The organism is Actinospineispora acaciae DSM 45401, from assembly GCF_000620785.1.
Classification (GTDB): Bacteria; Actinomycetota; Actinomycetes; order Mycobacteriales; family Pseudonocardiaceae; genus Pseudonocardia; species Pseudonocardia acaciae.
Window position 1 is genome coordinate 300254 of record NZ_JIAI01000005.1, and the last position, 13924, is coordinate 314177.

Consider the following 13924-nt stretch of genomic DNA (forward strand, 5'->3'; position numbering starts at 1 on the left):
CACCCATCCGCGCCCGCCTGGTCCAGCTCCGGCGGGCGTTCGGCTTCCCTGGCCGGTCGGGGCGGCCCCGTTGATGCGAGGTGAGCGCGTTGCGGGTGCGCACTGACGACGAGATCTACCGGATCGACCAGGTGTGGCTCGGCCCGCCGAGGGCGACGTTCCCGTGGCGGGCCACGTACGCCAGCTACCTCACTGGATTCCTGATCTTCATCGCGGTGCTGTTCGTGCAGCGGCGGGTCGGGATCCACTTCGACATCCTGCCCACCGCGTGGGCGCTGGTGATCACCGTCGCGCTCACCCGGCTGATCTCCCGCAAGGTCAACTACGAGAAGGGCGTCGTGCACCTCTTCGAGCACTTCTGGTTCGAGGTCACCGGCCCTCGGCAGCGCACGGTGCACCGGGGCGGCGCGGTCCGCAACGGCCACGTGCGGGTGCGGCGCGAGCTGCCCCGGCGGCCGCGCGCCGACTACCGGCGAGACCGGAGGGGCGGCCGCTGATGTTCGGCAACAAGCAGCCGGCCCGTCGCCCGGCCCGGGTGGCGAAGGCGCAGAAGCCCCGCACTCCGGCGAAGTCGGCCGCCAAGGCACCCGCGCGCCAACAGCCGGCCAGGCCGCCGGCCCCGTCGAAGGGCCAGAAAGGCAAGGTCGCGCGTTCGCGGGCCGGCGAGTCGGCGGTGCCGAACTACGTGCCGAGCATCAACCTGCGCTCCGTCGACGGCCACCTGACCCGTACCGGGAGCCAGGTGATGGCCTGGTACCGGCTGGCGCCGCAGGCCTGGAGCTTCCGCAGCGACAGCCAGCGCGAGCTGCTCATCCACCAGATCGCCGCCCAGCTCGGCGAGCTGCAGGGGCGCTGGCTGCACCTGCGGGTGACCACCCGCCCGTACCCGGTGCACATGTGGGCCGAGGCGTTCGACCACAACGCGCTGGGCCGCCCGCCGGACGTGGCGGGCGCGCTGGGCTGGGACGGTTTCCTGGAGGGCGAGCAGCGGCACCTGATGGGCCTGTCCATGTCGGACAAGGAGGTGTTCCTGGGCGTCGAGGTGTCCGGCCGGGGCACCCTGGATCGCTGGGTGGAGCGGGCCGCGCCGGTGCTCGGCAAGCTGGTGCCCGGCGCGGTGGCCGCCGAGCTGGCCGCGCTGCGCTCAGAGGTCAGGCACATCGACGAGCTGGTCGCCGGCACCGGGCTGGACGCCGTGCCCGCGCACGCCGACGACATCGCCTGGCTGATGCACAGGTCCTGCGCGCTCGGCCTGCCCGCGCCGAGGACGCTCGCCTCCGTACCCGGCGGCCGCTGGGAGACCGAGGACCTGGCCGCCTTCACCGACGGCGTGGAGCTGCACCAGGAGCCGTACGCCCCGACCGTGCGGGTGACCGGCCGGCTGCGCAGCCAGACCGTCACCAGGCACGTGGCGGTGCTCTCGGTCGGGCTGATGGACGGGCTGCGCATCCCCGAGGTGGACGACCCGTGGATGCAGCGCAGCGACCGGCTGTCGTTCCCGGTGGAGTGGTCCGCGCGGATGTACATCCGCCGCCCCGAGGACGTGACGGGCGAGCTGCAACGGCAGATGGGCAAGGTCCGCTCCCAGATCCGCCACTACACCCACGACCACGACCTGGACCCGCCGATGTCGCTGGCCCGCCAGGCCGACCGGGTGCTGGAGATCGAGGACGAGCTGTCCAGCGGGCTGACCCAGACCAACACCCGGCTGTTCGGCTGGTGGCGGATCGCGGTGGCCGGCCGGGACGAGGCCGAGGCGGTGTCGCGCGCCCAGCAGGTGCTGGAGATCTACCGGCCCAAGGTGGCCATCGAGCACCCCGAGGCGCAGTACCGCTACGCCCGCGAGTTCATCCCCGGCGAGCCGCTGGCCTCCACCGCCTACCGCCGCCGAGGCTCGGTGACCTGGGCCGCCGCCGCCGTGCCGGCCGCCACCGCCGCCGTCGGCGACCGGCGCGGGATCATGCTCGGCGAGACCTGCACCGCCACCCGCCGCCCGGTGGCCTGGGACCCGTGGATGGCCCAGGAGGTCCGCCGCGCCTCCGGGTTGACCGCGATCGTGGGCGGTTTGGGCTCTGGCAAGGCGCTGGCGTTGGATACGCCCCTGCCCACGCCGACCGGCTGGACCACGATGGGTGAGGTCGAGGTCGGAGACGAGCTGCTGGACCGAGACGGAAGGCCCACCCGGGTGGTCGCCGCCACCGAGGTGATGCACGGCCGGCCCTGTTACGACGTGGTGTTCTCGGATGGTTCAGTGATCAGGGCTGATGCCCAGCACGAGTGGCTCACCCGAACCCGCAAGGACTGGAAGGCCGCCGACCGGCTCGACAAGCGGCTCGATCGCCTGGTCGCCGCCGGGTCGCGGCCGGAACGGTCAGTTGCGCCAGGCCTGTGCCACTGCGGATGCGGATCGCAGACGAACCGAACGGTGCACGCGCGATCCGCGCACGGCATGGCTGCGGGAGACCACTTCAAGTATCTGAAGGGGCACAGCCGACGGGGTGAGACGTCGGTCGTACTCAGTGGGCGGCCGACGGTGCACACGACCGAGGAGATCGCCGCATCGATCATCTCGGGCCGACAGAACAACCATGCTGTCCCGGTCGCACGAGCATTCGACCTACCCGTGGCGGATCTTGCGGTCGACCCGTATGTCCTGGGCGCCTGGCTCGGCGACGGGACATCGTGCCGGGCGGAGATCACCGCGTACGACCCTGAGATCATCGCGGAGATCGAGCGGACCGGCCAGGAATGCCGGCCGCATCTGGCCCCTCATCACTACGGCCTCCCGGGCGGCCTTCAACAAAGGCTGCGCGATATCGGAGTGCTGGACAACAAGCACATTCCGCGCCAGTACCTGCGCGCCTCACATGCTCAGCGGCGTGCTCTGCTGGCCGGGCTGCTGGACACCGACGGCTACTGCACGAAGACGGGGACCGTCGAGTTCAGCGTCACCAGCGAACGGCTCGCTCGTGAGACCAGAGAACTGATCTTGAGCCTGGGCTACCAGGCCAGGATGCGCACCACGCCGTGCAACGGGCGCAGCCCGGAGACCTCGACCGCGTACACGGTGGCCTTTACGACATCAGACCCGGTATTTCGACTGCCTAGGAAGGCCGCCAGGATCAACTCGAAGATCCGGTCGACCAACGGGTACCGCTACATCGTCGACGTGGTTCCGGTCGAGTCGGTGCCGGTGCGCTGCGTCCAGGTCGACAACGACGAGCACCTGTACCTGGCCGGGGAGACGTGCATTCCGACGCACAACTCCTTCCTGACCGGGCTGATCGTGTACAAGACGCTGCGCGCCGGGGCACAGTGGACGGTGCTCGACCCGTCCGGGCCGCTGGCCGAGCTGACCAGGCTGCCCGAGCTCGCGCCGTTCTCCCGGCACATCAACCTGCTGCGCGCCGACCCCGGCATCCTCAACCCGTACCGGGTGGTGGCCGAGCCGAAGATCGAGCACTTCCTCGAGGATGCGGTGGACGCGGAGGACGCCGAGCGGGCCTGGCGCCGCGAGCGCTCACTGGCCGCGGCCACCCGCCGGCGGCTGGTGCTCGACGTGCTCACCGGGCTGCTGCCGTTCGACGTGGCCCGGCTGCCGCACACCCGGATCGTGCTGCTGCGCGCGGTGCGGGAGGTCGGCGGCGCGCCGGACCGCGACCCCGCCCAGGTGATCGAGGTGCTGCGCCGGCACGCCCGCGAGGGCGAGGAGCACGCCGGCGTGGTGGCCGACTTCCTGGCCGAGCGCCGCGAGCTGCCGCAGGCGGCGCTGCTGTTCCCGGACGAGACCCGCGAGGACCCGTGGCACGCCGACCGCGAGTACCGGCTGACCGTGCTGACCATGCAGGGCATGACGCTGCCGCGCCCCGGTTCGCCGCGTGAGGAGTGGACCGACGGCGAGTCGCTGGCGGTGGAGCTGCTCAACCTGGCGTCCTGGCTGACCCAGCGCACGATCTACGACGCCAACCGCAACCTGCGCAAGGGCGTCGCGCTGGACGAGTCGCACTTCCTGTCGCAGGTGCCCACCGGCAAGGTGCTCATCGACCGGCTGGCCCGCGACTCCCGGAAGTTCAACGTGCGCGCGCTGTTCGCCTCCCAGCTGGCCGGCGACCTGCTGCGGGTGTCCGGGTTCGCCTCGCTGGTCAACGCCGTGTTCGTCGGCCGCACCGACGACGACCAGGCGCAGGCCGAGGCGCTGCGGCTGCTGCGGGTGCCCACCGGGGTCGGCTACGAGCAGATGCTCGGCACGCTCTCGCCCCGCCCGCGCCACGACGACCGCCCGGACGACACCCCGCGCCAGTTCGTCTTCGCCGACGGGCACGGCGGCGTGGAGAAGATCCGCATCGACATGGAGGCGCCGCACCTGGCCCACCTGGCCGAGGCGCTGGACACCAACCCGGACGCCTCCCGGCTGGTCGGCACCGTCCCGAACCCGGTCGCCGGGCGGGGGCGCGGGCCGTCGGCCGTCGAGGGCGGGGCGCGCGCCGCGGTCACCGGCCCGGCCCCGGACCTGGCCAACGGCACGGCCCGCTCGCTGGCCGTCGCCCCGGTGGCCGGCGCGAACGGCAAGGGCAGGCGGGACTCGCTGGACGACGAGGAGATCGACCTGCTCGACGACCTCGACGAGCTGGACCCGAGCGAGCGTGCCCGGTGAGTTCTCGCCTCACTCGCCGGCGGGGCTCGAACGGCGCTCTACACGGGGTTGCTTCGACCTCGGTGCGGGTCGCGCCGTGATCGCCGTCCTGCTCGTGGTCGGGCTGGCGCTGGTCGTCGGCCTGCGCCGAAACCGGAACGCGCGCCGCCGCCAAGGCGGGCACCGGCGCAAGGCCGCCAGGGTCGCCGTGATCGCCGGCCTGATCGCGGTGTCCAGCCTGATCGGCGCGCCCGCGTACGCCGCCCCGTTCGACTGCAAGGAGGCGCCGGAGCCGGACCGCCCCGGCTCCGGGCTGGTCGGCTCGCTGGACCCGGCGCCGCTCGGGCTCGGGACGCCGAACAGCGTCTACGCCGAGGTGGGGTACGCCGGCCAGGTCTGGCACACCTACGACCTGGGCTGCGGCGGCTCGGTCACCGACCCATCCGCGACCACCGACACCTGGCTGGGCAACCAGACGTTCAACCTGGCCAAGTTCGCCATCGGCGGGGTGAACTGGGCGCACTACCTGCTGGCCAGGGGCGGCGACGTGCTCACCCCGCTGGACAACGTGATCGCGCGCGGCACCAAGGCCATGTACGACGGCGTGTTCAGCACGTTCATCGGCCCGGCGCTGCTGCTGCTCGCGATGCTCCTGCTGCTGCTCGCGTTCCGGGGCGACCTGGCCAAGCAGGCGCAGCGGGTGGCGTTCGCCGGGCTGGCGCTGCTGATCGGCTCGGCCGCCTACCTGGCCCCGGTGAACTGGGCCAAGGCCGGCGACGGGCTGCTGCTCGACGGCGTGACCCAGATGCAGCAGGGCTTCCTGTCCGCGCTCGGCCAGGGCGACCAGAACACGCTGCCCACCGTGCTCACCGACCAGGTCATCTACAACAACTGGCTGCGTGGGGAGTTCGGCTCGCCGTCCGACGCCAAGGCCACCGAGCTGGGCCGCGACCTGCTGCGCGCGCAGGCGTTCACCAAGGTCGAGCTGGCCGAGGGCAAGACCCAGCAGGCCGACGTGGACGCGAAGAAGAAGGCGTTCACCGACGTCGCCGCCAAGATGGGCGACCGTTACCCGAACTTCCAGGGCAAGTCCGGCAGCCGGATCGGCGTCGGGGTGCTCGCCGTCATCCAGGCGGTGTGCGTCGCGCTGTTCCAGCTGTTGTCCAAGGTCCTGGTGCTGGTCGCGATGTTGTTGTTGCGGCTGCTGGTGATGTGTCTGCCGGTGCTCGCGGTGCTCGGCGTGCTCCGCCCGGAGATACTGCCCACGGTGGCCAAGGTGGCCGCGTCCGCGCTGGTGAATACGCTGGTGGTGGGCGCGCTGGCCGGGCTGCACGCGCTGTTGGTGATCTCGTTGTTCCGGCCGGACAGCGGCGTCGACCTGTGGCTGGCGCTGCTGGTCACCGGGGTGACGACGGTGGTGCTGTGGGCGGTGGCGCGGCCGTTCCGGCGGCTGGTGACCATGGTGTCGGTGACCCGCGACCAGTTCGGCGGGATGGTGCCGGCGGCGGGCACCGGGCCGATGTCGCGGATGTGGCAGCGGCTGCGCGGCTCCGAGTCGGACGACCGCCAGCAGCGGTGGTGGAACGAGCGGCGCTCCGAGGCGTACCGGCCTATGGAGCCGGGCGTCGACCGGCCGGAGTCGGTGCACGCCACCGCGACGGTGGTCCCCGAGCAGCGCTACGCGGGCGGCTGGCGGCCGTCGCGGCGCTCGTCGGACGAGGTCGGGTCGGGCGGAGGGTCCGGCGAGCTGGGCCCCACCCAGCGCCGCGCGCTGACCGGCGGGACCAGCGGCCTCGGCGCGGTCGGCGGGTTCGGCCCGTACGGCGCCGACCCCGGCGAGGTGGACGACCGGGTGATCTACCGCCGTCCGGACGCGCGCCCGGACACCATGCCGGACCGGCCGAGGGAGCCGGTCCAGCCGGAGTTGGTCGACGGCGTGCCGGTGTATCGGATCTACCGCCCGCGCCCGGTGCAGCCGATCTATCCGTACGGAGGGAACGGTCGTGCCGGGGATTAGGTCACCGAAGGGACGGGGAGCGGCGTACCGGGCGCTGTGGCAGTGGCCGCTGCGCTCGCCGGCCCGGCTGATCGGCTGCCTTGTCGTGCTGGCCGCGCTGGTCATCGGGGCGAACGCGGCGTTCGGCCTGCTGCCCGCGCGCACCGGCGGCACCGGCGTGTTCGGCTCGGACCCGAGCGGCTCGGTGACGCCCACCCCGCCGGCCGGCGCGCTGCCGAACGCCCAGCCGAGGAACGAGCCGACCCGGCTGCCGCCGGTGCCCGAGCTGACCCCGGAGACGCTGCCGCTGAGCAAGGCGCCGCCCGCCGCGCTGACGGTGGCCACCAGGTGGACCCAGGCCTGGGCCAAGCACCCGGCCGACGGCGCCACCGCGACCTGGGTGAACGGCCTGCGGCCGTACACCACCGACGAGTACCTCGCGGTGCTGTCCACCGTGGACACCGCGAATGTGCCGGCCACCAAGGTGACCGGTGCGGCCCGCGCGGTGCTGGTCTCGCCCCGCTCGGTGCGGGTGGAGGTGCCCACCGACGCGGTGAGGCTGGTGGTGCTGGTGGTCAACACCGGCACGGAGTGGAGGGTGGCCGGCTACGACAGGGCGCCCGACCCGGCGGCGGCGCCGAACCCGGACAACGCGGACGCCGGGCGGCCGGCCACCGGGAGATGAGCGCCCCGCTGCGCGGCTTCCGGATGATGCGGCTGCTGCTGCCGGTGGTCGCGATCGGGATGGCGCTGCTGCTGTTCCTCGGCGTCGGGCTGATCATCGGGATGATTGGGTTCGGCGGCAAACGGGGGTTCAGCGGGCCCTGCGACGCCAGCCTGGGGCCGTTGTCCAGCGCGGCGGCATCACGCGGGGTGAGCGACCCGACCCGGCTCTCCGACGAGCAGAAGCAGAACGCGGCGCTGATCATCTCGGTGGCCAAGGGCATGGGCCTGCCGCCGAGGGCGTGGCTGGTGGGGCTGGCCACCGCCATGCAGGAGTCCGCGCTGCGCAACGTGAACTACGGCGACCGGGACTCGCTCGGGCTGTTCCAGCAGCGGCCGTCCCAGGGCTGGGGCAGCCCGTCCCAGGTGACCGACCCGGTCTACTCCACCACCACGTTCTTCGAGCGGCTGGTCAAGGTGCCCGGCTGGGAGCGGATGCCGGTGACCATGGCCGCCCAGACCGTGCAGCGCTCGGCGTTCCCGATGGCGTATGCCCGGTGGGAGGGGCTGGCGGCCGCGCTCATCGGCGCGCTCTCCGACGTCGTCGACCCCACCGGCTGCGGGCTTGGCGCGGTAGACCTGCCGGACAAGGTGGTGCGAGCGGCGGTCGGGTTCGCGCTCGGCGAGCAGGGCAAGCCGTACGTGTGGGGCGGCACCGGCCCGAACACCTGGGACTGCTCCGGGCTGACCATGCGCGCCTACCAGGCGGCCGGCATCTTCCTGCCCCGGGTGGCGTCGGACCAGTACCGGGCCGGCGGGCACCTGCCGGTGGAGCAGGCGCAGCCCGGCGACCTGCTGTTCCTGGCCACCGACAGGCGCGACCCGGCGACCATCCACCACGTGATGATCTACCTCGGTGAGGGCATGATGGTCGAGGCGCCGTACACCGGAAAGCCGGTGTGGACCAAGCCGGTGAACTGGAACGATCCCGAGCTGGTCCCGCTGGCCACCCGCCCCGGTACGGCCCCTAATCCCGCGTAACGTGACGGAGCGTCCATGAAGCGTGAACAACCCCCGCTGTTCACCGAACCGGACGGCGCCGCGTCCACCACCCCGCTGCGCGACTACGCGGACCAGCCCTGCCCGGGGGCGTCCGAGGACTACCTGGTGGTGCCGCGCTCGCTGGCCCAGTCGATGCCGCTGCGCTGGCAGCAGGTGTTCACCGACCTGCTGGCGGACCTGCACGACGCCTACCGCGAGTTGGACTGGCCGGAGTACCGGGTGGTGCCGCTGCGCCGCGAGCTGCTCACCGACCTTGACGAGCAGCAGCTCGCCTCCGCCGGCTACGTGGCCGACCTGGACGCCGACGGCGAGCTGGTCTTCCGTGACGCCACCGAACGCCCGGTGCCCGACCCGCACACCCGCCGCGTGCTGGCGCCGGTCGTGGACCCGATCCCACCGCCGTCCGCCGGCCGGGTCGAACCCCGCCCCGCCGACGACCGCGCCGGCGGCCCGGGGACGAACCCGCCCGATCAGCACGACGAAGGACAGTGGTGAGACAAATGTGTACTATGTGTGTATGGCTCGGTTGAACGTGTACGTCCCCGACGATCTGGCGCGGCGGGCCCGCGCGGCCGGCTTGAACGTCTCCGCCCTCACCCAGGCGGCGATCACCGCCGAGCTGCGCCGCGACGCCAGCGCCACCGACCACTGGCTGGCGGCGCTGCCGGCCCACGGCGGGCGGGCGTCCCACGAGGACGCGATGGCGGCGCTGGACGCGGCCAGGATCGAGTTCGAAGGCGCGCATGTCGAGCGATCCTGACGTAGTCGTGGTGGACGCCTCGGTGCTGGTGGACCTGCTGGCCCGCACGCCGAAGGCGCCCGCCGCCCTCCGTCGCCTGCGCGGGACCGTGCTCCATACCCCGGCGCACCTGGACGCCGAGGTGCTCTCCGCCTTGGGTCGCCTGCACCGCGCGGGCGCCCTGTCCGCCCCCGACGTGAGCACCGGGGTGTCCCGCCTGGTCGACCTGCCCATCACTCGGCACGGGCTGGTCGACCTGCTCGGGGGCGCATGGAAGCGCAGGGACCAGCTCCGGTTGGCCGACGCCCTGTACGTGGAACTGGCCGCCCAGCTGAACGTCCCGCTGCTCACCACCGACCTTCGCCTCGCGCGGACCTGCCCTGACGTGGAAGGCATCACCGACTGACCGCCGCCGGGAACAACCGGGCACGGCGCGCCGTTGGGCAGAAGGACAAGGTTGAGTGAAGTAGGCTCAAGGGGCGGGTCGACGAGCTCGCCCAGACTTGAGCGCCAGCAGCTCAAGCATGGCAGTAACAGGCATGGAGGACAACCACTATGGCTCGTGCGGTCGGAATCGACCTCGGGACCACGAACTCCGTCGTCGCCGTCCTCGAGGGTGGCGAGCCGACGGTCATTGCCAACTCGGAGGGGTCCCGGACCACTCCGTCGGTCGTCGCGTTCGCGCGCAACGGTGAGGTGCTCACCGGCCAGTCGGCGAAGAACCAGGCCGTGACGAACGTCGACCGCACCATCCGGTCGGTCAAGCGGCACATGGGCAGCGACTGGACCACGCCGGACATCGACGGCAAGAAGTACACCGCGCAGGAGATCAGCGCGCGGGTGCTGCAGAAGCTCAAGCGCGACGCCGAGGCGTACCTGGGCGAGGACATCACCGACGCGGTGATCACCGTCCCCGCCTACTTCGAGGACGCCCAGCGCCAGGCCACCAAGGAGGCCGGCCAGATCGCCGGGCTGAACGTGCTGCGGATCGTGAACGAGCCGACCGCGGCCGCGCTCGCCTACGGCCTGGACAAGGGCGAGAAGGAACAGACCATCCTGGTCTTCGACCTCGGCGGCGGCACCTTCGACGTGTCCCTGCTGGAGATCGGCGAGGGCGTCGTGGAGGTCAAGGCGACCAACGGCGACAACCACCTCGGCGGTGACGACTGGGACGAGCGGATCATCAGCTGGCTGGTGGACAAGTTCAAGACCGCGCAGGGCATCGACCTGACCAAGGACAAGATGGCCATGCAGCGGCTGCGCGAGGCCGCCGAGAAGGCCAAGATCGAGCTGTCCAGCTCGTCCAGCGCGACCATCAACCTGCCCTACATCACCGTGGACGCGGACAAGAACCCGCTGTTCCTGGACGAGACGCTGTCCCGGGCGGAGTTCCAGCGGATCACCTCCGACCTGCTGGACCGCACCAGGGCGCCGTTCAACCAGGTGATCAAGGACGCGAACATCTCGGTCAGCCAGATCGACCACGTGGTGCTGGTCGGCGGGTCCACCCGGATGCCGGCGGTGACCGAGCTGGTCAAGGAGCTGACCGGCGGCAAGGAGCCGAACAAGGGCGTCAACCCCGACGAGGTCGTGGCGGTCGGCGCCGCCCTGCAGGCAGGCGTGCTGAAGGGCGAGGTCAAGGACGTCCTGCTGCTCGACGTCACCCCGCTGTCCCTGGGCATCGAGACCAAGGGCGGCGTGATGACCAAGCTCATCGAGCGGAACACCACGATCCCGACCAAGCGCTCGGAGATCTTCACCACCGCCGACGACAACCAGCCGTCGGTGCAGATCCAGGTGTTCCAGGGCGAGCGGGACATCGCCGCGTACAACAAGAAGCTCGGCATGTTCGAGCTGACCGGCCTGCCGCCGGCCCCGCGCGGGGTGCCGCAGATCGAGGTGTCCTTCGACATCGACGCGAACGGCATCGTGAACGTCTCCGCCAAGGACCTCGGCACCGGCAAGAGCCAGGCCATGACGATCACCGGCGGGTCCGCCCTCGGCAAGGACGAGATCGACCGGATGATGCGCGACGCCGAGGCGCACGCCGAGGAGGACAAGAAGCGCCGCGAGGAGGCCGAGGTCCGCAACCAGGCCGAGACGCTGGTCTACCAGACGGAGAAGTTCGTCAAGGACAACGACGAGAAGCTCCCGGCCGACGTCAAGGACGGCGTGAACGCGGCGCTCGGCGAGGCCCAGGAGGCCTTGAAGGGCACCGACACGGACAAGATCAAGTCTGCCATGGAGAAGCTGGCCACCGAGTCGCAGAAGCTGGGCTCCGCGCTGTACCAGCAGCAGGGGGCCGACGCCGGTGCCGCCGGTGGTGCGCAGGCCGGCGGGGCGCAGCCCGGTGCCGACCAGCAGCCCGGGGCCGACGACGTGGTGGACGCCGAGATCGTGGACGAGGATGACAAGGGCAAGGACAAGAAGTGACCGACGCCAATTCTGTCGATCACGAGGCCGGTGGTCCCGGTCCGGAGCCGGAGCGGGTAGTCGTGCGTGACCGGCGACGAATCGACCCGCTGACCGGCGAGGTCCGCAAGCCGGAGTCCGCGCCCGCGGACTCCGGCCCGGGCGGGCCACCGGGGGCCGCGCCCGTGGAGCCGCCGGCCGGGGCCGACCCGGCGGCGGAGACGAAGCTGGCCGAGCTCGCCGCGCAGCTCGACGAGCGCACCGCCGACCTGCAGCGGGTCAGCGCCGAATACGCCAACTACCGGCGCCGGGTGGACCGGGACCGGGAGGCGATCACGGTGGCCGCCCGCGCCAAGGTCGTCGGCGAGCTGCTCACCGTGCTCGACGACCTGGACAGGGCGGACGCGCACGGCGACCTCACCGGCGCCTTCAAGGCGGTGGCGGACAAGCTGGCCAACGCGCTGAAGGGGGTCGGGCTGGAGCCGTTCGGCACCACCGGCGACCCGTTCGACCCGGCCGTGCACGAGGCCGTCCAGCACGCCACCTCGCCCGAGGTGGCCGGGCCGACGGTCACCATGGTGCTCCGCAAGGGCTACCGCCTCGGCGAGCGCGTGCTCCGCCCCGCCATGGTCATGGTGACCGACCGCGAGCCCGACGCGCCCGACCTACCCAACGACGTTCTCCCGGGGAACGGAGCCGAGAACGAAAACCGAGACAACAACTGAGAGGGGAGGGGGCGCCCGGTGACCGAGCGGGACTGGATCGAGAAGGACTTCTACGCCGAGCTGGGCGTCTCCTCCGACGCCTCGGCCGACGAGATCAAGAAGGCGTACCGGAAGCTGGCCAGGGACCTGCACCCGGACAAGAACCCCGGTGACGCCAAGGCCGAGGCCCGCTTCAAGGCCGTAGGCGAGGCCTACTCCGTGCTGTCCGACCAGGACAAGCGCCGGCAGTACGACGAGACCCGGCGGCTGTTCCGGACCGGCGGCGGTGGGCTGGGCGGCTTCGGCGGCCCCGGCGGCGGGTTCGGCACCGCCGGCGACTTCAACCTGGACGACCTGCTCGGCAGGGCGGCCGGTGGCGCGGGCGCCGGCGCCGGGCGCGGCGGCGGTGGGCTGGGCGACCTGTTCGGCGGGTTGTTCGGCGGCGGCCGCACCGGCGGCACCAGGGCGTCCACCCAGGCCCGGCGCGGCGCGGACGTGGAGAGCCAGATCCGGCTCGACTTCTCCGATGCCGTGCGCGGTGCCACCGTGGCGCTGCGGCTGACCACCCAGGGCCGCTGCGAGACCTGCGGCGGCACCGGCGCGCGGGTGGGCAGCACGCCACGGACCTGTCCGACCTGCGCCGGGGTCGGCCTGGTCACCCGCAACCAGGGCGCGTTCGCGTTCTCCGAGCCGTGCCGGGACTGCCGGGGCACCGGGCGGATCATCGACGACCCGTGCCCGGACTGCGGCGGCGAGGGCGTCCGGCCGCACACCCGGACCCTGAACGTGCGCATCCCGGCCGGCGTGACCGACGGCAAGAAGATCCGGATCAAGGGCCAGGGCGAGCCCGGACGCGGCGGCGCCCCCGCCGGCGACCTGTTCGTGCTGGTGCACGTCAACCCGGACCGGCGGTTCGGCCGCTCCGAGCGCAACCCGGACGACCTGACGCTGCGGGTGCCCGTCACCTACCCGGAGCTGGCCCTCGGCGCCACCCTCACGGTGCCGACCCTGGACGGGAAGGTCACCCTCAAGGTGCCGGCCGGCACCGCCAGCGGGCGGACCTTCCGGGTCAAGGGCCGCGGCGTGCGGCGCGCCGACGGCTCCGTCGGCGACCTGCTGGTCACCGTCGAGGTGGCCGTCCCACCGAAGCTGGACGAGGAAGCGGAGGCCGCGCTGCGCACCTACGCTGAGTCCACCAAGTCCTTCGACCCGCGAGCCGGCCTGCTCCCGTAGTCTCCGATGAGGTGATCAACGATGGTTAGTCACGAGGGTCGCGTGCCTGGGCTTCCGCCGGGTACCGACCTGGACAGCCCGGTGTTCGTCATCTCGGTGGCCGCCGAACTGGCCGGCCTGCACGCCCAGACCCTGCGCGGCTACGACCGCCTCGGCCTGGTCAGCCCGGGCCGCACCGCCGGTGGCGGCCGCCGCTACTCGGCGCGGGACATCGCGCTGCTGCGTGAGGTGCAGCGGCTGTCCCAGGACGAGGGCGTCAACCTCGCCGGCGTCAAGCGGATCATCGACCTGGAGCGGACGGTGGACGAGCTGCGTGAGCAGGTGGCGGAGCTCGTGGAGCAGCTCGCCGCCGCGCACGCCGCCGTCGAACAGACCGCGGCCACCGTGCACGCCTCCTACCGCCGCGACCTGGTCCCCGTCCGCCGCGAAACCGCCATCGCCGTCTGGCGCCCCCGGAGGTAAACCGCCCGCGAGTCGGGGCT

The 13924-nt window shown here is 72.3% G+C and carries 12 protein-coding genes; all 12 read left to right on the forward strand.

Translation table 11 applies throughout. From position 1 onward, the window contains the following. The first annotated feature begins 89 nt into the window (after window positions 1-89). On the forward strand, window positions 90-497 hold the full coding sequence (locus N912_RS54370; protein WP_156993954.1) for a hypothetical protein: 408 nt from the start codon (window positions 90-92) through the stop codon (window positions 495-497). Continuing rightward, window positions 497-4654 carry an ATP-binding protein gene (locus N912_RS65250; RefSeq protein ID WP_211261369.1) on the forward strand — a complete coding sequence of 1386 codons (4158 nt, stop codon included), beginning with the start codon at window positions 497-499 and terminating at the stop codon, window positions 4652-4654. Before N912_RS54370 ends, N912_RS65250 begins: the two co-directional genes overlap by 1 nt. 76 nt (window positions 4655-4730) lie before the next feature. Continuing rightward, window positions 4731-6650 carry a hypothetical protein gene (locus N912_RS54385; protein WP_051580718.1) on the forward strand — a complete coding sequence of 640 codons (1920 nt, stop codon included), beginning with the start codon at window positions 4731-4733 and terminating at the stop codon, window positions 6648-6650. Next, window positions 6637-7314 carry a hypothetical protein gene (locus tag N912_RS54390; protein ID WP_064745372.1) on the forward strand — a complete coding sequence of 226 codons (678 nt, stop codon included), beginning with the start codon at window positions 6637-6639 and terminating at the stop codon, window positions 7312-7314. Before N912_RS54385 ends, N912_RS54390 begins: the two co-directional genes overlap by 14 nt. Then, window positions 7311-8333: a C40 family peptidase gene (locus N912_RS0124480; protein WP_084211155.1), complete on the forward strand. Its 1023-nt coding sequence runs from the start codon at window positions 7311-7313 to the stop codon at window positions 8331-8333. Before N912_RS54390 ends, N912_RS0124480 begins: the two co-directional genes overlap by 4 nt. 15 nt (window positions 8334-8348) lie before the next feature. Continuing rightward, on the forward strand, window positions 8349-8849 hold the full coding sequence (locus N912_RS54395; RefSeq protein WP_064745373.1) for a hypothetical protein: 501 nt from the start codon (window positions 8349-8351) through the stop codon (window positions 8847-8849). 22 nt (window positions 8850-8871) lie between these two features. Continuing rightward, complete coding sequence (locus N912_RS0124490) at window positions 8872-9114, forward strand: type II toxin-antitoxin system CcdA family antitoxin (RefSeq protein WP_028924455.1); 243 nt, start codon at window positions 8872-8874, stop codon at window positions 9112-9114. Further along, window positions 9098-9499: a type II toxin-antitoxin system VapC family toxin gene (locus N912_RS0124495; protein WP_028924456.1), complete on the forward strand. Its 402-nt coding sequence runs from the start codon at window positions 9098-9100 to the stop codon at window positions 9497-9499. Before N912_RS0124490 ends, N912_RS0124495 begins: the two co-directional genes overlap by 17 nt. Window positions 9500-9648: 149 nt before the next feature. Next, window positions 9649-11526, forward strand: coding sequence for a molecular chaperone DnaK (gene dnaK / locus N912_RS0124500; RefSeq protein WP_028924457.1), 1878 nt, complete (start codon window positions 9649-9651; stop codon window positions 11524-11526). 62 nt (window positions 11527-11588) lie between these two features. Further along, complete coding sequence (gene grpE / locus N912_RS0124505) at window positions 11589-12230, forward strand: nucleotide exchange factor GrpE (RefSeq protein WP_245645404.1); 642 nt, start codon at window positions 11589-11591, stop codon at window positions 12228-12230. Between the two features lie 18 nt (window positions 12231-12248). After that, window positions 12249-13442 carry a molecular chaperone DnaJ gene (dnaJ, locus tag N912_RS0124510; RefSeq protein WP_028924459.1) on the forward strand — a complete coding sequence of 398 codons (1194 nt, stop codon included), beginning with the start codon at window positions 12249-12251 and terminating at the stop codon, window positions 13440-13442. A 21-nt stretch (window positions 13443-13463) separates the two neighbouring features. Continuing rightward, complete coding sequence (locus tag N912_RS0124515; protein ID WP_028924460.1) at window positions 13464-13904, forward strand: heat shock protein transcriptional repressor HspR; 441 nt, start codon at window positions 13464-13466, stop codon at window positions 13902-13904. Window positions 13905-13924 lie beyond the last annotated feature (20 nt).